Source organism: Peptoniphilus lacrimalis DSM 7455, assembly GCF_000378725.1.
Lineage (GTDB): Bacteria > Bacillota > Clostridia > Tissierellales > Peptoniphilaceae > Peptoniphilus_A > Peptoniphilus_A lacrimalis.
Genome location: NZ_KB900369.1, coordinates 44010 through 64923 on the forward strand (window position 1 = coordinate 44010; position 20914 = coordinate 64923).

The 20914-nt window shown below is 28.3% G+C and carries 23 protein-coding genes; 21 read left to right on the forward strand and 2 right to left on the reverse strand.

Annotated features, from left to right (window positions below):
- The first annotated feature begins 1 nt into the window (after window position 1).
- The 18 genes from F594_RS0103065 (at window position 2) to F594_RS0103150 (ending at window position 16704) form a co-directional block, all read left to right on the forward strand.
- Window positions 2-823 carry a purine-nucleoside phosphorylase gene (locus F594_RS0103065; RefSeq protein WP_019034512.1) on the forward strand — a complete coding sequence of 274 codons (822 nt, stop codon included), beginning with the start codon at window positions 2-4 and terminating at the stop codon, window positions 821-823.
- Window positions 804-1448 (forward strand): site-2 protease family protein, encoded by a 645-nt coding sequence (locus F594_RS0103070; RefSeq protein WP_019034513.1) that lies wholly within the window; start codon window positions 804-806, stop codon window positions 1446-1448. Before F594_RS0103065 ends, F594_RS0103070 begins: the two co-directional genes overlap by 20 nt.
- Window positions 1427-2152 (forward strand): segregation and condensation protein A, encoded by a 726-nt coding sequence (locus tag F594_RS0103075; protein WP_019034514.1) that lies wholly within the window; start codon window positions 1427-1429, stop codon window positions 2150-2152. Before F594_RS0103070 ends, F594_RS0103075 begins: the two co-directional genes overlap by 22 nt.
- Window positions 2145-2666: an SMC-Scp complex subunit ScpB gene (scpB, locus tag F594_RS0103080; RefSeq protein WP_004824111.1), complete on the forward strand. Its 522-nt coding sequence runs from the start codon at window positions 2145-2147 to the stop codon at window positions 2664-2666. The genes F594_RS0103075 and scpB overlap by 8 nt, the downstream gene beginning before the upstream one ends.
- Window positions 2666-3373, forward strand: a complete 708-nt coding sequence (locus F594_RS0103085; protein WP_019034515.1) for a pseudouridine synthase — start codon at window positions 2666-2668, stop codon at window positions 3371-3373. Before scpB ends, F594_RS0103085 begins: the two co-directional genes overlap by 1 nt.
- The gene (locus tag F594_RS0103090) at window positions 3370-3915 is read left to right on the forward strand and encodes a tRNA (mnm(5)s(2)U34)-methyltransferase (protein WP_019034516.1); all 546 of its coding nucleotides are present in this window, start codon (window positions 3370-3372) and stop codon (window positions 3913-3915) included. The genes F594_RS0103085 and F594_RS0103090 overlap by 4 nt, the downstream gene beginning before the upstream one ends.
- Window positions 3915-5102 carry a BaiN/RdsA family NAD(P)/FAD-dependent oxidoreductase gene (locus F594_RS0103095; protein WP_019034517.1) on the forward strand — a complete coding sequence of 396 codons (1188 nt, stop codon included), beginning with the start codon at window positions 3915-3917 and terminating at the stop codon, window positions 5100-5102. The genes F594_RS0103090 and F594_RS0103095 overlap by 1 nt, the downstream gene beginning before the upstream one ends.
- A gap of 60 nt (window positions 5103-5162) precedes the next feature.
- Window positions 5163-5786, forward strand: a complete 624-nt coding sequence (gene cmk / locus F594_RS0103100; protein WP_004824083.1) for a (d)CMP kinase — start codon at window positions 5163-5165, stop codon at window positions 5784-5786.
- A 3-nt stretch (window positions 5787-5789) separates the two neighbouring features.
- Window positions 5790-6377, forward strand: coding sequence for a lysophospholipid acyltransferase family protein (locus tag F594_RS0103105; RefSeq protein WP_004824039.1), 588 nt, complete (start codon window positions 5790-5792; stop codon window positions 6375-6377).
- Window positions 6343-8535 carry a bifunctional 4-hydroxy-3-methylbut-2-enyl diphosphate reductase/30S ribosomal protein S1 gene (locus F594_RS0103110; RefSeq protein ID WP_019034518.1) on the forward strand — a complete coding sequence of 731 codons (2193 nt, stop codon included), beginning with the start codon at window positions 6343-6345 and terminating at the stop codon, window positions 8533-8535. The genes F594_RS0103105 and F594_RS0103110 overlap by 35 nt, the downstream gene beginning before the upstream one ends.
- Window positions 8536-8645: 110 nt before the next feature.
- Window positions 8646-9194, forward strand: a complete 549-nt coding sequence (locus tag F594_RS0103115) for a DUF5317 domain-containing protein (protein ID WP_019034519.1) — start codon at window positions 8646-8648, stop codon at window positions 9192-9194.
- A 1-nt stretch (window position 9195) separates the two neighbouring features.
- Window positions 9196-10029: a diadenylate cyclase CdaA gene (gene cdaA / locus F594_RS0103120; protein ID WP_019034520.1), complete on the forward strand. Its 834-nt coding sequence runs from the start codon at window positions 9196-9198 to the stop codon at window positions 10027-10029.
- Window positions 10019-11221 (forward strand): CdaR family protein, encoded by a 1203-nt coding sequence (locus F594_RS0103125; protein ID WP_019034521.1) that lies wholly within the window; start codon window positions 10019-10021, stop codon window positions 11219-11221. The genes cdaA and F594_RS0103125 overlap by 11 nt, the downstream gene beginning before the upstream one ends.
- 12 nt (window positions 11222-11233) lie before the next feature.
- Entirely contained in the window at window positions 11234-12685 is a 1452-nt protein-coding gene (guaB, locus tag F594_RS0103130) for an IMP dehydrogenase (protein WP_019034522.1), read from the forward strand.
- Between the two features lie 173 nt (window positions 12686-12858).
- A complete protein-coding gene (locus F594_RS0103135; protein WP_004824119.1) occupies window positions 12859-13548 on the forward strand; it encodes a response regulator transcription factor in 690 nt (229 codons plus the stop codon).
- Window positions 13549-14955 (forward strand): sensor histidine kinase, encoded by a 1407-nt coding sequence (locus tag F594_RS0103140; RefSeq protein WP_019034523.1) that lies wholly within the window; start codon window positions 13549-13551, stop codon window positions 14953-14955.
- The gene (locus tag F594_RS0103145) at window positions 14952-16361 is read left to right on the forward strand and encodes a hypothetical protein (protein WP_019034524.1); all 1410 of its coding nucleotides are present in this window, start codon (window positions 14952-14954) and stop codon (window positions 16359-16361) included. The genes F594_RS0103140 and F594_RS0103145 overlap by 4 nt, the downstream gene beginning before the upstream one ends.
- Window positions 16362-16371: 10 nt before the next feature.
- Window positions 16372-16704 carry a hypothetical protein gene (locus tag F594_RS0103150; protein WP_004824092.1) on the forward strand — a complete coding sequence of 111 codons (333 nt, stop codon included), beginning with the start codon at window positions 16372-16374 and terminating at the stop codon, window positions 16702-16704.
- Here F594_RS0103150 and F594_RS0103155 read toward each other — a convergent pair whose 3' ends face one another.
- Together F594_RS0103155 and F594_RS0103160 are read right to left on the reverse strand one after the other, a co-directional pair.
- Complete coding sequence (locus F594_RS0103155) at window positions 16705-16998, reverse strand: GIY-YIG nuclease family protein (RefSeq protein WP_019034525.1); 294 nt, start codon at window positions 16996-16998, stop codon at window positions 16705-16707.
- The gene (locus tag F594_RS0103160; RefSeq protein WP_019034526.1) at window positions 16982-17584 is read right to left on the reverse strand and encodes a regulatory protein RecX; all 603 of its coding nucleotides are present in this window, start codon (window positions 17582-17584) and stop codon (window positions 16982-16984) included. Before F594_RS0103160 ends, F594_RS0103155 begins: the two co-directional genes overlap by 17 nt.
- 179 nt (window positions 17585-17763) lie before the next feature.
- Between F594_RS0103160 and F594_RS0103165 the strand changes: the two genes are divergently transcribed.
- The 3 genes from F594_RS0103165 to F594_RS0103175 are packed head-to-tail and all read left to right on the forward strand — an operon-like array spanning window position 17764 to window position 20910.
- Entirely contained in the window at window positions 17764-18204 is a 441-nt protein-coding gene (locus F594_RS0103165) for an FHA domain-containing protein (RefSeq protein WP_004824085.1), read from the forward strand.
- A gap of 11 nt (window positions 18205-18215) precedes the next feature.
- Window positions 18216-19484 carry an FtsW/RodA/SpoVE family cell cycle protein gene (locus tag F594_RS0103170; protein ID WP_004824159.1) on the forward strand — a complete coding sequence of 423 codons (1269 nt, stop codon included), beginning with the start codon at window positions 18216-18218 and terminating at the stop codon, window positions 19482-19484.
- Window positions 19471-20910, forward strand: a complete 1440-nt coding sequence (locus F594_RS0103175; RefSeq protein ID WP_004824103.1) for a peptidoglycan D,D-transpeptidase FtsI family protein — start codon at window positions 19471-19473, stop codon at window positions 20908-20910. The genes F594_RS0103170 and F594_RS0103175 overlap by 14 nt, the downstream gene beginning before the upstream one ends.
- The last annotated feature ends 4 nt before the right edge of the window (window positions 20911-20914 follow it).

Genomic DNA, 20914 nt, shown 5'->3' on the forward strand with positions numbered 1-20914 from the left:
TATGGATAAAAATGTAATGGATGCAGTTGATGCAATAAAAAGTAAAATTGATGCCGATGCTGATATAGCAATAATATTAGGTTCAGGTTTGGGTAATTTTGCTGATTTAATTGAAGACAAAACTGAAATTCCCTATAAAGAAATAAAAGGATTTGCTAGTTCAACTGTTAAGGGACATGAAGGAAAACTTATTTTTGGGAAAATTCTTTCTAGGAATATTATAGCTATGAAAGGCAGAATACATTATTATGAAGGAATGGGCATGGATAAGGTTGTTTTTCCAACAAAGGTTTTAAAGGGACTGGGAATAAAAAATCTTATCGTTACAAATGCTAGTGGCGGAGTAAATAAATCTTTTAAAGCATCTGATTTGATGCTTATTAATGATCATATTAATTTCGCTGGAATTAATCCCTTAGTTGGACCAAACGATGACAATGACGGTCCTAGATTTCCTGATATGACTTATACTTATGACAAAAATTTACAAGAGATAGCAAAAAATTGTGCAAAAAAATTAAATATTGATTTAAAATCTGGCGTATATATGTATTTCACAGGGCCCACATATGAAACTCCTGCAGAAGTTAGGATGGCAAGAGTTATGGGGGCAGATGCAGTCGGTATGAGTACAGTTCCTGAAGTTATTGTAGCTAGACATTTAGGATTAAAGGTTTTAGGAATTTCTTGTATAACTAATATGGCTTCTGGAATATTGGATAGACCATTAAATCATAAAGAAGTAATGGAATCTGCTAAAAAAGTAGAAACAAACTTTCAAGAACTTGTAAAGAATATAATTAATGAAATTCCAAATTTCTAACATTAATTTTAGCTCTATAATCATTAATATCTTAGCATTAATGATAGTAATTATACCTCATGAAATAAGTCACGGTTATGTTGCTTATTGGTGTGGAGATAACACGGCAAAATACGATGGTAGGTTATCCCTAAATCCTTTAAAGCACATAGACCCAATTGGTCTTATTTGTATGGTGGTTTTAAGATTTGGTTGGGCTAAACCTGTCCCAATCAATACTTCAAATTTCACAAAAAATAAGAGATTATCCACTTTTCTTGTTTCAATAGCTGGAGTTTGTATGAATCTTTTAATGGGTTTAATTGCAGGGATTTTTCTCGTTTATGTTTATTACAAAAATCTTTTTATTAGACCTTTACTTGAAGCTATCTTTTGGTATTCTATTATGTTAGGAGTTTTTAATTTTCTTCCCTTGCCACCTCTTGATGGTTCAAAAGTTTTATTGAGTTTTCTACCCTATAAGTATCATCATTTTTTTTATAAATACGAAAAATATTTTTATCTGATACTTGTTGTTTTACTTTTTAATGGGACTGTTTCAAAAGTAATTGGTCCTATTATAGATTTTATTATGGAAGAGATTTTAAAATTAGGTGTTATTATATGGAATATAATATTGTTTTAGAAAGATATCAAGGTCCAATGGATTTATTATTGGACTTAATAAGAAAAAATGAGATAGATATTTATGATATTCCTATATTTGAAATAACCGAACAATTTTTAGATTATATGGAAAAAGCAAATAAAATTAATCTAGAACTCACATCTGATTTTATTTTAATGGCATCAACTTTATTAGAAATTAAGTCAAAAATGCTTCTTCCTAAAATTAAATTTGATGATGATGAAGAAGAAGAAGATGAAGAAGATGCTAGGAAAGAGCTTGTAGAAAAATTGTTGGAATATGAAAAATATCAACAACTTTCGGGCTTATTAAAGAAAAATGAGGAGTATGAAACTCGTGCTTTTTATAGAAAGAAAAGTGAGATGCCTGATTTTTCTGATAAAAATTTGCTTAAAGATTTACAAGTAAATGATCTTTCTAAAGCCTTCATGAATATTTTAATAAGAAATAAAAATAAAGTCGTTAAAAGCATTTATAGAGAGAATTTTTCCGTTGAAACAGCTATAAATGTTTTAAAATCAAGACTCTTAATAAATAATAAATTCTATTTCACAAAATTATTAGAGGATTATCCTTCAAGAGAGGAGCTAATCAGCTTATTTTTGGGACTTTTAGAATTAATCAGAAATGGAATTTTATCTGCTAAGCAAACTGAGAATTTTACTGATATTTTTATTGAATTAAGGAATTTAGATGAATAAGGATAAATTGAAATCTATAATTGAATCTTTACTTTTTTTATGGGGTGATCCCATTTCAATTAAGGATATAGAGAAATGTCTAAAAGTTGATAAGAAAGATTTAAAAATGGTATTAGACCAGATGAAAAGTGAATATGAAATTGAATCTAGTGGTTTAAGATTAATAGAGGTTAATGAATCCTACCAATTATCAACAAAACCGGAAAATTTTGACTTTATAAAAGATTTTGTCAGAGAATCTGCAGAGAAAAATTTAACTAAGCCGTCACTAGAAACTTTATCTATTATTGCCTATAAACAGCCTGTAACTAAAATGGAAATTGAAGATATCAGGGGAGTAAATTGTGATTCAACAATTAAAGGACTTTTAGATAGCTCTTTAATTGAAATTTCAGGCACACTTGATAGAATTGGTCATCCAAATCTTTATGTTACTACTGATTTTTTCTTAAAAAAATTTGGCATAAAAAATTTAGAAGAATTACCAAGTCTTGAAGACTTAAGGAGAGACTAATGAGATTGCAAAAATTTATGGCTCATGCTGGAGCTGCTTCAAGAAGAAAATCTGAAGAACTTATAAAAGAAGGCAGAGTAAAGGTAAATAATAATATAGTTACTGAGATGGGACTTGTTGTGGATCCCAATAAAGATAGGGTATATCTCGATGGTAAAAGACTTAACTTAGAGAATGAAAATATTTATATAATTTTAAATAAACCTATTGGAGTTGTAACTACAAGTTCAGATGAAAAAGGCAGGTTGAATGTTGTTGATTTAGTGGATGAAACTAAAAGAGTTTATCCAGTTGGAAGACTCGATATAGATACTACTGGACTTGTTTTATTGACTAATGATGGGGCTCTTGCAAATATTTTGATGCATCCAAAAAACAATATATATAAAACTTATATTGCAACAGTTGAAGGTAAACCTAATGCAAGAGAGCTTAATCTTTTGAGAAATGGGCTAAGTTTAAGAGATTTAAAAACCTCAAAAGCTAAAGTAAAAATTTTAAAAAATTTTGATAAGGATTCAATTGTTGAAATAAGTATTCACGAAGGAAAAAATCATCAGGTAAAAAGAATGTTTTCTTATATAGGTCATGAAGTAAAAAAACTAAAGAGAATTTCGATTGGAAAAATTGAATTAGGTAATTTGGAAATTGGAAATTATAGATATTTAAATAATGAAGAAGTTAAATATTTAAAGGCATTAAAATGATAGCAAAAGAAAAGTATTACGAAATTGTAGATGAAATTTTAAAAAATGATTTTAAAGGTAAATCAGCAGTAGATGCTACCATGGGTATGGGTAATGATACTGAAAAACTTTTAAAAGTTGTAGGTGAAAAGGGAAAAGTTTTTGCTTTTGATGTACAAGACCAGTCGATAAATTATTGTAAGGAAAAATTCAAAAATATAAGTAATTTAGAAATATTAAAAATAAGTCATGAGTTTATTGACATATTAGAAAATTTTGACTTGGCAATTTATAATTTGGGTTATCTACCAGGTTCTGATAAAAGTGTTACAACAATGGCGATGTCTACTGTTATTTCTTTAATGAAAGCTACACAATTAATTAATAAGGGTGGAATCATTATTGTTGTTTCATACTTGGGACATGAAAATTCACAAGAAGAAAGGGACTCTTTGGAAAAATTTTTAAAATCATTAGATCAAAAAAAGTTTATTGTTGAAAAAAGAGAATTTTTCAATCAAATTAATAATCCACCTATAGTCTATGTTTTGGAGAAAAAATAATGAAAATAGCAGTAATAGGAGCAGGACCTTCTGGGATGATGGCTGCTTTTGCAGCAGCTTCAAATCATGATGTTACTATTTTTGAAAAAAATGAAAAACTTGGTAAAAAATTATATATAACAGGAAAAGGAAGATGCAATTTGACAAATTATGTCGATGCGTCTGATTTTTTTAAAAATGTTATTTCTAATAAAAAATTTGTATATTCATCAATCTATTCTTTCGACCCTTTTATGACCATGGATCTTTTTAACTCTTATGGTTTACAATTAAAAGTCGAGAGAGGTAATAGAGTTTTTCCAATGTCTGATAAAGCTTCTGATGTTATAAAAACCTATGAAAAAATGTTAAAAGAAAGAAATGTAAAAATTTTCTTAAACACTTTATGCAAAACAATAGATAAAAAAGATAAATTTATTATTAATGGTAGGTATATTTTTGATAAAGTTATTATAGCTACTGGTGGAATATCTTATAAAGAAACTGGTTCAACAGGTGATGGATATATCTTTGCAGAAAAATTTAATATTAAATCAAAGCAAAGGAAACAAGCACTGTGTGGAGCTTTAACAAATGAACCTTTGGATTTAAGTGGTTTATCATTAAAAAATGTTGAAGTCTTGGCTTTTTCTGAAGGAAAATTAATTGCTAAAGAGTTCGGTGAGATGTTATTTACTCATATAGGTGTTTCAGGTCCAATTATATTAACTTTATCTTCAAAAATAAATAGATTGTCAAAGGTAAAATTATATTTAGACCTAAAACCTGGTTTAACTTACGATGAATTGGATAAAAGAATACTGAGAGATTTTGATAAATTCCCCAATAAAGATATAAGAAATGCCTTGATAAATTTACTTCCAAGAGATTTAATTTTTTATGTTTTGAAAAAGTCGAATATCTCATCATATAAAAAAGTAAACCAAATTACAGGACAAGAGAGGGACAGGCTAAAAAGTTCAATAAAAAAATTTGACCTTGATTACAAATGTCTTGAAGATATAAATAGGGCTATAATTACAAGTGGGGGAATATCTGTTGATGAAATTAATCCTCATACAATGGAATCTAAAAAAGTTGAGGGACTTTACTTTGTTGGAGAAGTTTTAGATATAGATGCCTTGACAGGGGGGTTTAATATTCAACTTGCAAATTCAACTGCCTATCTGTGCGGTTCGAATATATAAGTAAAATTTGTCTTTAGATTTTCACACTAAAATTTTCAAATTAATAATTGGAGGAATATGATGCAAATTGCCATAGATGGACCTGCGGGCAGTGGTAAATCAACTGTAGCAAAAAAAATAGCTGAAAAATTAAATATTATTTATATAGACACAGGTGCTATGTATAGGGCTATAACATTAAAATTAAAGGATATTGACAAAAAATTCTATGAAGAAGCCTGTAACAATACAAATATTGAATTTATTAACAATAAAATATTTTTAGATGGTAAGGATGTAAGTTCACAAATTAGAAGTGAAGAAATTTCAAAATTAACATCAGACATTTCAAAAATTGATTTTGTTAGAAAAAAACTTGTTTCAATCCAAAAAGAAATTGCTGATAAAAATTCTGTAGTTATGGAAGGAAGAGATATAACTACTGTAGTTCTTCCTGATGCAGATTATAAATTTTATTTAAATGCCAGTCCTGAAATTAGAGCAAAGAGAAGGACTCTACAATTAAAAGAAAAAGGGTTAAATGCTGATTATAAGGAAATTATAAGAGATATAAAAAAACGCGATAATAATGATATTAAAAGGGAAAATTCTCCCTTAAAAGTTGCAGATGATGCAATTGTAATAGACTCTTCAAATTTAACTGCGGAAGAATCCATAGAAAAAATATTATCTTACATAAGGTGAAATATGTATAGGTTTTTAAAAATTATTTTATATGTTGTATTTAAACTTCTTTATAGAGTTGAAATAGTTGGAATAGAAAATATACCCAAAGAAAATAATTTAATAGTAGCAGGCAATCACAAGAGCAATTTAGATCCAGTTTTTGTTTCCGTATTTTTTAAAAGACATATATATTGGATGGCAAAGAAAGAATTATTTAATAATAAATTATTTGGAGCATTTTTAAAAAAACTCGGAGCTTTTCCCGTTGCCAGGGAAGAAGTAGATATTAAAGCAATTAAAACTAGCCTTAGGCATATAAAAAACGGTCAAGTTTTAGGTATTTTTCCTGAGGGTACAAGAGTAAAGAAAAAAAATTTAGATATCATTAAACAGGGGACTGCTTTGATAGCACACAAATCTAAGGCTTTAATTCTTCCTTTATATATTGAAGGCAATTATATTCCATTTAAGAAAATGAAACTAATATATAGAAAACCTGTTGATTTATCTTCACTAGGAAAAATAAAAAATGAAGAATATGAATTAATATCAAAAGATATTATGAGAAGGGTTTATGGTGATAAAGAAATTGGAAATTTACCTAGCTGATTATGCTGGATTTTGTGGCGGTGTTAAAAGAGCATGTAAACTTGCTTTTGCTGCAGCTGATGATGGTGTTTACTGTCTTGGAGATATAGTCCATAACGAAGTCGTAATAAATGATCTAAAAGAAAAAAAAGTTAAGACAATTGAAAATACACAGGTATATAATTCTAAGGTAATTATTAGAAGCCATGGTGTACCCAAAGAAGATTTAGAAAAATTAAGATATAATAATAATGAAATAATTGATTGTGTTTGTCCAAAAGTTAAGAAAATATATAATATAGTGGAAAAATATTTTAAAAAAGGTTATAATATTATAATTGTAGGTGATGAAAATCACCCTGAAGTTAAGGGAATAAATTCTTATTGCAATAACGAAGCTATAATATTTAATAAAGAAGAAGATTTGAAAGTACCTGTAGGTAAAACAATAGTGGTTGCTCAATCTACAAGTAATGAAAAAGTCTTTGATTATTTAACAAATCTTATAAAAAACATTTCAAAATCTGAAATTTTAGTTTATAATACTATATGTGATGCAACTTTTAATAGGCAAAATAGCATTAGAAAGCTTGCAAAAATTGTAGATGCTGTTATTGTATTGGGAGGAAAAAAATCTTCAAATACAAAAAAATTAGCAGAAGTAGCTAAGGAAAGTTGCAAAAATGTTTTTTTAATTCAGTCAATAAAAGATATTGATATAAATATATTAAAAAAATTTAATAAAATTGGTATTACCGCCGGGGCATCCACACCGGATAAGGTAATCAAGGAGGCTGTTAGTAGTATGGAAAATTTTGACAAAGGTGAGATGATGGAAGCCATAGATAATTCTTTCAAAAGAATTAAGAAAGGCGAAATCGTAACAGGAGAAGTATTGTATGTAACTGATAATGAAGTCATGGTAAATCTAGGATATAGGTCAGATGGAATTATCTCAAAAGAAGAGTTATCTAAGAATACTGATGCAAAACCTTCTGATTTGTATAAGCAAGGCGATGAAATCGAAGTTTTCGTTTTAAAAATGGATGACGGAGATGGAAATGTTGTGCTTTCAGCAAGAAGAGTTGAAGACATGAAAGTTTGGGATGAAATTGAAGAATCATACAATAATCATGAAATAGTTACTGCCAAGGTAATTAACCAAGTAAAAGGTGGTTTAACTGCTAGTTTAGATGGTATCTCTGCATTTATTCCTGCATCTCATGTGACTGTAAAGTTCCAAAGAGATTTAAGCAAGTTTGTCGGAGATGATTTTCAATGTGAAATCATTGATTTTGACAAAAGAAAAAGAAGAATTGTTCTTTCAAGAAAAAATGTATTAATGCGTGAACTTGAAGAAAAGAGAAGTCAAATTTTTGAATCTCTACACATTGGAGATGTAATTGAAGGAACTGTACAAAGACTTACAAATTTTGGAGCATTCGTTGATATCGGAGGCATTGACGGTTTAGTTCATATTTCTGAATTATCTTGGAATAGAGTTAAGCATCCTTCAGAAGTTGTTAGTGCTGGCGATAAAGTAAAAGTTCAAGTTTTAAGTCTTGATGAAGAAAAAGACAGAATTGCTTTAGGATTAAAACAAACTACTGAAAAGCCTTGGGATAAATTTATAAACGCTGTTAAAGTTGGAGATGTTGTAAAGGGTAAAGTTGTAAATATTCTTGATTTTGGTGCTTTTGTAAGACTTGAAGAAGGTGTTGATGGATTACTTCATGTTTCTCAAATTTGTAGAGAACATATTGAAAAGCCACAAGATAGACTTGAAATAGGTCAAGAAGTTGAAGTTAAGGTAATTGAAATTGACCAAGAAAATAAGAAAATTTCTTTATCTATTAAGGCTTTACTAGAACCTATAGAAGATGACGAAAATAAAGAAAAGACTGAAAAACCAAAGGTTAAAAAAGAAAGACCAAGAAGACCTAAGGAAAATAGAGTTAAAAAACAAATTCAAGAACCTAAGGAAGATGAATTTAATACAACTATAGGTGATTTACTAGGATTCTCTATTGGAGATTCATCTTTTGATGTTGTTGCTAGCGAAGAAGAAAATAAAGAAGAATCTTCTGATGTAGAAGAAACAACTGAAAGTGAAGAATCCACCACAAATGAAAATGAACAAGTAGAAGTAAAAGAAGAAGATAATAATTCTGAAGAATAATTTATTATAGAAGTAGATGCTACGCTAAGTCGCAGCATCTATTTTTATAAAATAATTAATAATTATAAATTTTATCTCAATTTTGTGATATTATTATTTAAGGTGATACAATGATTTTTTCTGCCTTAATATTTTCAATAATATTAATTTATTTGTCCAAGGGGTCATTTAAAAATATTTTAAATTTTAATTATCAAAAAGTAGAAGTTGCTCTATGTGGAATTTTGATAATTTTTTTAATTAATTTTTTTACTATATATGATTTTTCATCTATAAGTGATTTTTTTGTAAAAAAATATTTTTATTTTACTATTTTGGCTTTATTTTTTATCATTATTTCTTTATTATTTAATTATAAGGTTCGAGGAATGATTGTTATAGCTTTTGGACTTTTTTGTAACACCCTTCCGATTATCTTTAATGGTAAGATGCCAGTTTCATTGAGTGCATTGTCTAAAATTAATAATGATAAAGTTTTTCGTATAATATCAGAAGGATTATCTTTAAGTCATGGAGTTTTTGAAAATCCAAAACTTTATATTTTATCCGATATATTCCCGATAAATCCTATTTTTGGGCAAGGTAAAGTATTAAGTATTGGCGATTTTATTGTTTCTATTGGAGTAATTCTTTCTTTATATAAAATATCAAGGAGGTAATATGCACAATTTAAATAATTATTTAGCTTTTTTAAATTTGAGAGATATTATTGATATAGCAATTGTTGCAATTTTAATTTACTTTATCTTGAATTTAATAAGAAATACAAGGGCAGAGCAAGTTTTTAAAGGTATAATTATTTTACTTGCTTTTATGCTAGTTTCTCAATTCTTTCAACTCTACACAGTAAATTGGATTTTTTCTAAATTAATTACAGGTGGACTTTTGGCACTAATTATAGTTTTTCAACCTGAATTAAGAAGAGGTTTGGAATTTTTAGGTAGAACGTCCACAATAAAAAATAATTTTGGTCCAGAATCAGATAAAATTCCAGCAACAGTTTCTGAAATATGTAAGGCGGTTGCATCTCTTTCAAGGCAAAAAATTGGTGCCTTAATAATAATTGAAAAAAAAGTCGGTCTTACTGAAATTATAGAAACTGGAACTGCTATTAATGGAAATGTTTCAAGTGGTCTTTTGATAAATATATTTATTCCTAACACACCACTTCATGATGGTGCCGTTATTATTAAGGGAAACATAATTTTGGCTGCTGCTTGTTTTTTGCCTTTAAGCGATAATAAGTCAATTTCTAAAGAATTAGGTACAAGACACAGAGCTGGCATTGGTATTTCTGAAAAAAGTGACTGTTTATCAATTATGGTTTCTGAAGAAACGGGTTCAATTTCTACAGCTGAAGATGGAGCTATTTCAAGGTATTTGGATATAGATACACTGGAATCAAAGCTATTAGAAATTTATAGCCCACAATTAGAAAACGAAAGTCCCTTATTAAAGAAGTTAAGGAAATGGAGCGAAGGTAATGAAAAGTAACAACAGAAGAGAATGGATGTTTAGAATTTTATCTTTGCTTTTTGCAATACTTCTTTGGGCATATGTTAGAAATGAATCTAATGTCTTAGAAATTAAAACTATAAGAAATGTTCCGGTAACTTATGAAGGTATGGATGATTTGAAGGATAGAGGATATATAATTATCTCTCCTAAAGAAACAAAAATAAATGTTACTGTGGAAGCTTATTCTAACACTATGCCTTATGTAAAAGATTCTATATCAGCTAAAGTGGATTTAAAAGATTATAAGGATGGAGAATTTTCTCTTCCAATTAGTGTAAGTTCTATTCAGTCGGATGTAAAAATTAAAAGATTTGACCAAACTACTATTCCATTTAAAATTGACAAAAGGTCAAGTCAAACTTTTTATGCAAATATAAAAGCCTTAGGAAAACCTGCTGATGATTATTCTTTAGGTAAAATAGCAGATTCTGAGAGAGTGACTATTTCTGGAGCATCAACTTATGTCAGTCAAATAGAAAAAGTCGAAGCTATTGTTAATGTCGGAAATTTAAAAAAGACTGATTATGTGAAAGCTGATGTGAAAGCATTTGATGCTGATGGTCGTGAAATTGATAATTTAACTATTGAACCCTCAACAATTCAAGTTGAAGTACCTATTTTAAAATCTAAGTCAGTACCTATAAAGCTTAATATTGTTGGTGATATTCCAAAGAATGTTAATTTAGACAAATTTTTCGTTGAGCCTGAAACAGTCACCATAATTGGTAATTCTGATTTAATTGATAGTATAGATCAAATCGAATCTAAAGAAATAACTTTAGATCAAATCAGAGAAGGTTCTAACACAATAAGTCTAATCCTACCAAAAAATATATCACTTGTTGATCCAAAACTTACTTTTAAGGTTATAGACGGTGATAATCAGCTTGGTAATAATGGTAAAAATTTAGTCATAAAAAAAGATAATATTAATTTGTTAAACACTGATGCAAAATTTTCCTATAATATCTCTTTAGATAGTGATATTATATTAAAATATAACGGACAAACTGATAGAGATTTAACAACTGATGAACTTAATTTAAATGTTGATTTAAAGGATGCTAAGAATTCTGGAGAATATCCATTAAATTATGTTTTACCGCAAGGTTTCAATTTAGTCAGTATAAATCCCAAAGTCGTACACATTGATATAAAAGAAAAATAAGTAGGAGGGTATATGAAATTTTTTGGAGAAGGATTAACTTTTGATGATATTTTATTAATGCCGGCAAAATCTAGTGTTCTGCCTAACCAAGTAGATTTAACTACAAATTTAACAAGAAAGATTAAATTAAATATTCCTTTGATGTCTGCTGGTATGGATACAGTTACAGAATATAGAATGTCTATTGCTATGGCAAGAGAAGGCGGCATAGGTATTATACACAAAAATATGTCCATTCAAGAGCAAGCTCTTGAAGTTGATAAGGTTAAAAGAAGTGAGCATGGCGTAATTACTGACCCATTTTCTTTATCTAAAAACCATACTATTGGCGATGCTTCTGAATTAATGGAAAGATATAAAATTTCTGGAGTTCCAATTATTGATGACAAAGGTAGATTAGAAGGAATAATAACCAATAGGGATATAAGGTTTGAAACTGATAATAAGAGGAAAATTAAGGAAGTTATGACTTCTGAAAATCTCATTACAGGCACCCCAGGAATTTCTTTAGAAGAAGCTTTGAAAATTCTAAAGGGACATAAAATTGAAAAATTGCCTTTAGTGGATAAAAATAATATCTTAAAGGGATTAATAACTATTAAAGATATAGAAAAACATGAACAATATCCACATTCAGCAAGAGATGAATCTGGAAGACTCCTTGCAGGTGCAGCAGTTGGTGTAACAAAAGATGTACTCGAAAGAGTTGAAGCTTTAAATAAATCTAGGGCTGATGTAATTGTTATTGATACTGCTCATGGTCAATCTACAGGTGTTCTTGATACAATTAGAGAAATTAAATCTGCTTTTCCTGATATTCAATTAATAGCTGGTAATGTTGCAACATATCAAGGTACTGTTGATTTAATAAAAGCTGGTGCGGATTGTGTTAAGATAGGTATAGGACCTGGTTCAATTTGCACAACAAGAGTTGTAACAGGTATTGGTGTTCCTCAAGTAACAGCAATTATGGAAGCAGCAAAAGCCGCTAAGGAATATGATATTCCTATTATAGCTGATGGTGGTATAAAATATTCTGGTGATGTAACTAAGGCTCTTGCCGCTGGCGGTAATGCTGTTATGATGGGCTCATTATTTGCTGGTACTGAAGAATCACCAGGAGAAGAATTATATGTTGAAGGTAGAAAATTTAAAACATATAGAGGCATGGGCTCACTAGGTGCAATGTCTTCTGGATCCTCTGATAGATATTTCCAATCAGAAACAAAAAAATATGTTCCTGAAGGTGTTGAAGGTCGTGTACCTTTTAAAGGTAAAGTTGGAGACATAATTTACCAATTAATTGGTGGTGTTAAATCAGGTATGGGTTATTGTGGAGCTGCTAACTTAGAAGCTTTAAGAGAAAATACTCAATTTGTTAAAGTTACTCAAGCTTCATTACAAGAAAATCATCCTCATAATATTACAATAACTAGAGAAGCACCTAACTATAGTGTAAAATAATAAAAGAAATTTCACTTATTTATTAAATATTTAAAACTTTTATAAATGATGTTTTAAAGTATTTTTAAATAATATAATTTTGAATTTAATTTTTTTATTTATATAACTCATAAGTTCTAATTATTGAATTTATGAGTTTTTTTCTTTATAATAAAATTGAGAAGGTGAGATAAATGGCTGTTAAAATATTATTAGTAGAAGATGAAGAACCTATTAGAAAGTTCGTTAAAATAAATTTAGAAAGAGAAGGATATACAGTCTTTGAAGCTGGAAGTGGAGAAGAAGGTATTGACATAGCTAGGAGTAAGCAACCTCAAATAGTTGTACTGGATATAATGTTGCCGGGAGTTGATGGTTTTGCAGTTTGTAAAGTTTTAAGAAAAGAATTCCCAAACTTGGGAATAATAATGCTTACTGCTAAGGCTGAAGATTATGATAAAATAATGGGCCTTCAATATGGGACTGATGATTATTTAACTAAACCTTTTAACCCTACAGAGCTAACTTTAAGGATAAAATCTTTAGAGAGAAGGCTTGAACCGGAAGAAGAAATCGATGAAAATTACATTATACAAGAACCTTTTAAGCTAGATTACTATCAAAGAAAATTTTATAAGAATGATGAGGAAATTGAGCTTACCCCAACTGAATACCAAATTATGAAGATATTTATGGAAAATCCAAAAAAGGCTATGAATAGAGATGAAATTTTAAAAATAGTTTGGGGCAATGATTTTATTGGCGATTCAAAAATTGTTGATGTAAATATTAGAAGATTGAGGGCAAAAATTGAAGAAAATCCCGCAAAACCTGAATATATAGAAACGGTATGGGGTCTAGGTTATAGATGGCAAGGTGAATAATTGAAAAATAGAATTGGTAAGAGACTTGTAAAAAGTTACTTATTATTGATTATTACAACAATTGTTATATTAGATATATTTTTGCTGATAGGTTTTAAAACATTCTATTACACAAGTGTAGAAAATGAATTAAAAAGTAGGTTATCTTTTTCTCTTAACTTTTACAACAGGAATTATTCGGATAAAAATTTAGAGGATATAATTTTAGAAGATAATGATATTTTATGGACATATACGAATGCAGAAGTACAAGTTTTAACACCAAAAGGAAATATTATAATAGATTCAATAGGTGCAATCTCAAAAGAACCTATTAATTCTCAGGATTTTTTACTCGCAAAATCTGGAACTATGAAAGCCTGGGTTGGGAAATGCCCCACAACTAAAGGTCTTGTAATGGCTATAACAGGACCTATTATTAATAATTCTGGAAAAACTATTGGATACTTAAGATTTATCGCTTCTATGGAAGAAGCTAACTTAGCTATATTAAAAACTATGTTAACACTTGTAGTATTTTCCATTGTGCTTTCTATTATTACAGCTATTGTTTCAATTTTGATATCCCGTTCCATAGTTAGACCAATAACAGATTTAACTGAAGTTGCTAGAAAGATGGCAGATGGGCAGTATAAGATTAAGGCTAGAAATTGGGAAGATGATGAGATTGGCGAACTTGCCAAAACTTTAAATACTATGTCAGAGGAAATTCTTAAGAAAGAGCAAATAAAAAACGACTTTATTTCTTCCATATCTCATGAGTTGAGAACTCCATTGACTTCAATAAAGGGTTGGGCTGTAGTTTTAAAAGATTCTAAAGGTCAGGAAGATATTATGTCAGAAGGCTTAACTATAATCGAAAATGAGAGTGATAGATTATCAAAAATGGTTGAGGAACTCCTTGATTTTTCAAGGTTTATTTCAGGCAGAATGTCTTTAGAAAAAGAATTATTTGATATTGGACAAACAGTCAGAGATGTTTGTAAACAAATGAAGCCTAGAGCCAATTCAAATAAAATTGATTTTCAAACTGAACTTTTAGAAACTCCATGTGTAACAATAGGTGATGAAAATAGAATTAAACAGTTATTAATTAATATTGTAGATAATGCGATAAAATTCACTTCAGAAAATGGTTGGGTAAAGGTTCAATCATTTGATGAGAATAACAATTTTGTAATTCTTGTTTCTGATAATGGTTGTGGCATGAACAAAAAAGATTTAGAACATGTTAAGGAAAAATTCTATAAGGGCAAACATTCTAAGAGTCATTCAGGACTTGGACTTTCCATATCTGATGAAATAGTTAAATTGCACAACGGAAGCCTTGATATTTTTTCTGAATTAAATATAGGGACAACTGTGAAAATTACTATACCAATAATTAAGGAGGAAAAAGCAGAATGAAAAAGTTATTTTTAATTTTTATTTTACTCCTCTTAAGTGCTTGTTCAATTATCAATACTGATCGTACAAGTATTCAGACTCCCGAGGTGGCAAAGCCTCCTATTTACGGGAAATGGACTATAAGTAAATATATTAATACCTACAAGACAAATGATGATAATTTTCAATATAAAGATATTATTGGTAGTGATGTTCTTTTCGCTAGTGATGAAGCTATGGTTAGTGGTGATTACATTATTAATCCTTCTTATAGGACAAAAAGGGTTAATGTTGATGAATATTTATATAAAAAATATAATCTAAACTATAAAAATTTAAATATTGAAAATAAAGATGCTTTTGCTATTTCTTTAAAACAAAAAGATATTTCTAATTATGAAATTATAAAGGTTTCAGATGATACTGCCTTTATTATAAGAAACAACTTCATCTTTCAAATCTCTAAAACAGATGATGATTTAACTGAAGATCAGCTAAAAGTTGATATAAGTAGAAATAGGGAGGATAGCTCAGGACTAACTATTGAAAATTTAAGCGATAAAGCTGACATTGGTTTAATGCTTGGCCTTAAAGAACCAAATCAATCAAAACTACCATCTTTCAACTATAAAACTTTATATATTAAGTTTTCTCCTGAAGGAGTAGAAAATGTCTATGAAAGTCCAAATATTTTATTACCTAGAAAAGATGGATTTTATCAAGTTGAAATTCAGAGAGTTTCAAAAAAAGATGAAATTTCTGATAATCTTTTGATTAAAAAGAGAGTAGATCCTCTAAATGATAGGCAAGCAAAGGAAAAAATCTATCAAATTGAAGATAATAATATTTTAAAAAATATAAATTTTATTTCTGAAGATATTATTAATATTGAAAATATAAGTTTTGAAAAAAATTTAAGAAAATTAAGGATATATGACATTAATAACATTGAAAAGAAAGAGCCTCTACAAATTGCTTACTTTATTAGTTCTGATGACAATAAAGCATTAATAAAAGAAACTAATGATAAATTAAAAGATAATGATAATATTGGAATATATAGAGAAAATGGTTATTGGAAGTTGATGGGAAGAGATAACGCATCTAATGGATATTTTATTAAGGATTTTGACTTAAATATTGTTTTGCCTAATTCAATAAATAAGTATAATGTTTTAAATATTCCTATGACTGATTTAAAAAAATTTAATTCTAAAATAAAAGATGCTTTTATTTCTCCAGATAATAAATATTTAATTACATTGGAAAATACAATGTTAAAGATATATAATATAGGAAATGGAAATATAATTTCTAATGCTATTTTTGAAAGAGAGATTGGTCAAGACACAAGTGTCATCATGAGTCAATGGTCAATGGGTAGATATTCTAAATTATGGCAAAAAGAAATAACTAGAAAAAATTAAGAGGTGTGAAGTGGGACAAATTAAAGAACTGATTATATCAAACAGTGATTATTTAGCGCTTACTATAGGGACAATAATTTTAGGTGTAATATTTACTTTTATAGCAAATTTTATGGCTAAAGAATTAAAGTTTGTAAAATATATTCCAGGTTTGGTACTATTTTTTATTGGTATGTTTTCAATATTTTTAGTTACAGATAAATTATTTGAAAAATCTAGTCTAGATAATTTAATTATTTTTGTGACAGGAGTTTCATCAGGCTTGATATCTTTGATATTTGCTTTGATAATTGGCATCTGTTCATCAAGCAAAAATAGATATAGGAGAAATGACAGGAGATAGTCATTTCTCTTTTTCTTTCATTAGACTTGTTATGTCTATCTGCCCGCCAATAATTTTAAGCTTTTTAGCTCTAGATTGACTTTTAACTAATATTTCATATTTTAAAGCCTGAGATTTATCTTTAAGTTTATAGGTATATAAAAACTTTACTGGTAGGCGAGCTCTAGTATATTTAGATGCTAACCCCTTATTATGCTTTTCAAGTCTTTTTTCTAGATTATTTGTAATCCCAGTGTATAAACTTTTATCTGCACACTCTAAAATATATAAATAATAGCTATCGTTCTTTTTCATAATTTATAACTTCCTTGATAATAGAATAATCAAATCCTCTAGCTAATAAAAATTTAATAACCTTATTTAGATTTTCGAAAGAATAATCATTATTAGCTTTTTTTAAAAATAACTCATGAGCATTATTGTATTCAAGTTCATCATCAATTTCAGCAGATGCTTTTTCAATGATATTTTTTGATATTCCCTTTTCAAATAGGCTATATTTGATTTTTTTACTTCCATGCTTTTTTAATATTTGAGCGTCATGTATATAGGATACAGCGTAAGAATAGTCATCTAAAAATCCTTTTTCTGTGAGTAAATCAATTGTTTTTTCTATGTTATCATTAGATATTTTTTTTCTATATAAATAATCTTTAATCTGCTTAGAACTTTTTATATTAGAAAGATATCTGCAGGCTAAAATAAAGGCTCGAGTAAGTTGGTCTTGTTCATATAAACTATTATCGAAGTCATCAGAAACTTCAAGACCCTTATATAAATTAAATTTAACCAGACTATCCTCAACAATACTTACGCTTTTGCCATTATTAAATTCAACTATAAATTCATTTTTCTTATAAATAATTTTATTAATAATCATAACTATATATTAGTTTAACAGAAAATTAAGATTAAAAAAACTAAGAATAGTCATAAGTCTTGAAAATTATGTAAAAATTAAATATAATCAGAATGGTTAAAATTCACTTAAATAATTTAAAAATGGTAATAATTGCCTAAAAAGTATATAATATAGTTAGTTTTATTAGGAGTTGGAATATGTTTGAATTAATTTCACAAGTTTTGAAATACGTATTTATAATTATTATTTATCTTTTTATTTTCAGTATTTTAAGACTGATGTATCTTGATATTAGGCAAATGGGTACAAGAGGCACGTCCCTTGAGAATTCTTATTTAAAAGTTGTGAATAGACTAGATTCACTTTCTTTCAAAATGCAGGAGTATTATTTATTAGGTGGTAGCGTAACTTTAGGAAGGTCATCTAAAAATGATATAGTTATTAAAGATAAATTTGTGAGTAAAAATCATCTGAATATAACTGAAAGAAATGGAATTTTTTATTTAGAAGATTTAAATTCAGCTAATGGAACCTATTTAAATGGAGAAAAAGTTGATGCTGGAACTTTGATCGAGCTTCAAAATGGTGACAAAATAGGTGTTGGGTTTATTCAATTTATATTTGTTGAAAATAGGTAAAAAGGTGAAATATGATAAATTTTTTGCTTAAAAATAGAAGACCAGGAAATCTTCTTCTTATTTTTGAACTCTTATCTATATTTCTATTATTCTTTTATAATAATAAACATATAGATAGGTATATTGCAATTTTATTTGTTGGTTTAGTTTTAATTATATACATTTCAAATTTAGTTTTAAGTAGGGTTTCTACTGGAGATAATTATATATTTTTAATAGTATCAATGCTTATGACTATAGGTATTGTAACTATATATAGAATATCACCAACTTTAGGGTTAAGACAATTAGTGTGGGCTCTTATAGGTATTTTAACTTTTTACTTAACATACTTTGTTATTAGGGTAATGAGACGACTTGAAAATTTAACAACTCTTTATTTAGGCTTTTCAATTTTATTTTTTCTTTTAACATTAATTTTTGGTAAGGAATTACATGGTTCAAAAAACTGGATTGTATTTGGCAATGATGCGTTTTCAATCCAACTTTCGGAAATAACAAAAATACTTGTAATGTTTTTAATTGCATCTTTTTATACAAAATTTCAAGATAAATTGGAAAGAAATGGTTTTAAACATTCATCATATTATTTGATGATTGTAATGTATGTATTTATAGGATTTTTGTTCCTACAAAAAGATTTAGGTACTGCAGTTGTATTTATGGGCATTTATACTTGCTTGCAATTCGTATATGATAAAGATAGAACTTCACTTATAGTTAATATTTGCCTTATGATTTTTGGGGCTATTGTATCCTATTTCTTATTTTCACATGTAAGAACAAGGGTAACTATTTGGTTAAGTCCACTTGGAGCTATAAAGGGAAGAGCAGGTCAGGTAACAGAAGCTTTGTTTGCCATAGGTGAGGGAGGATTCTTTGGCTCTGGCATTGGTTTAGGTTATCCATCTCTAGTTGGCGTTAATGAATCAGATTTTATTTTTTCGGTTATATGTGAAGAAATGGGTGTATTTATGGGAATAGGTATAATTATGCTATTTATGCTCTTAATATATAGAGCCGTAAAAATTGCCCTTAATCAAGAATTTATTTTCTATAGAATTTTAGCATTGGCAGTAGCAATACTTTTTGCCATTCATGCTTTTTTAAATATAGGAGGGGTTATAAAATTAATACCAATGACAGGTTTAACCTTGCCCTTTGTATCATATGGAGGTAGTGCTATGATTTCTAGTTTTGTAGCTTTGGGTATTTTGCAGTTTACCGGAGAAGATATTTCTTATTTATATTCTAGGAGTTCAAATAATGAAAGCAAGTGAAAATAAAAGAATACTTGTGCTTTTAATTTTTTTAATAATTCTTTTATTAGCACCAATTGTATATTTAACATATTTTACAATTTTTAAAGCTCAAGATGCTATAAAAAATCCTGCCAACAAAAGACCTATGATGGCTGAAAATGCAGTAAAAAGAGGAAATATTTATGATAGAGATGGTAATGTCTTAGCTTATTCTACGGGCGAAAAATTTCAATATCAAAGAGTTTACAATTACCCTGTAATATACTCTCATATTGTGGGATATTCAAATAAAATTGTTTCAAAATATGGCATTGAAAAAGAATACAATAGTTACCTTCTCGGAAAAGAAGGGTCTAAATTATTAAAAACCTTTAAGTCAATTTTCAATAAAAAATTAGATTTAAATATGGGCGATTCTTTAATACTTACAACAAACACAGAGCTTCAAAAGAAAACAAGGTCAGTATTAGGGGAAAATAATGAAAAAGGTTCAGTTGTAATAATGAATCCAAAAAACGGTGAAATATTATCCATGGTTTCTCTTCCAGATTTTAACTCTCAAAATATTGCTCAAGATATGGCACAAATAAATAAAAATAACAACGGAGCTTTGTTTAACAATTCAACATTAGGAAAATTTGCACCTGGTTCTGTTTTTAAAATTGTAAGTGCTGATGCTATTCTTGAATCAGGTATCAGCCAAAACTATAATGATAAGGGTACAGAAAAAATTGATAATGGTCGTGAGTTTAAAAATTCAACTGGAAAAGCATATGGAAGGATTAATTTAAAAACAGCTTTTACACATTCAGTTAATACTTACTTTGTAAGAAAAACTGTTGATGTAGGTTTGGATATATATTCAAATGTTTGTCAAAAATTTATGATTAATAAAAAGGTTGACTTTGACTTGCCTTTAGAAACTTCAACATGGGATTATAATCGCCAGGGTTTTGATAAAACAGCTCTAGGATCTGCAGGTATAGGTCACGATAATATATTGGTAACACCTCTTGAAATGTGTATGATAACTTCTGCCATTGCAAATGATGGAGTTATGATGAAACCTCATTTAGTTAAGGCTATAAATGGCAGCGATGGTAAAAATATTTTAATAAATAATCCTGAAGTATTATCAGAATGTACCTCTAAAGAAAATGCTAACATTATTAAAAATATGATGGTTAATGTTGTTAATAATGGTACTGGTACAGAAGCTTATGTAAAGGGTTATCAAGTCGCAGGAAAAACAGGTACGGCTCAACTAAATATTCAAGAAGGAACAAATAACGCTTGGTTTGTTGGTTTTGCTCCTGCAAATGACCCTAAGATTGCCATTGCCGTTGTAATTCCAAATGTTTCAGATTATGGTGGAGAAGTAGCAGCACCAATAGCTAGAAAATTAATAAAATTTGCTCTTGATAATATTGATTTTGATCAGTGAGGTA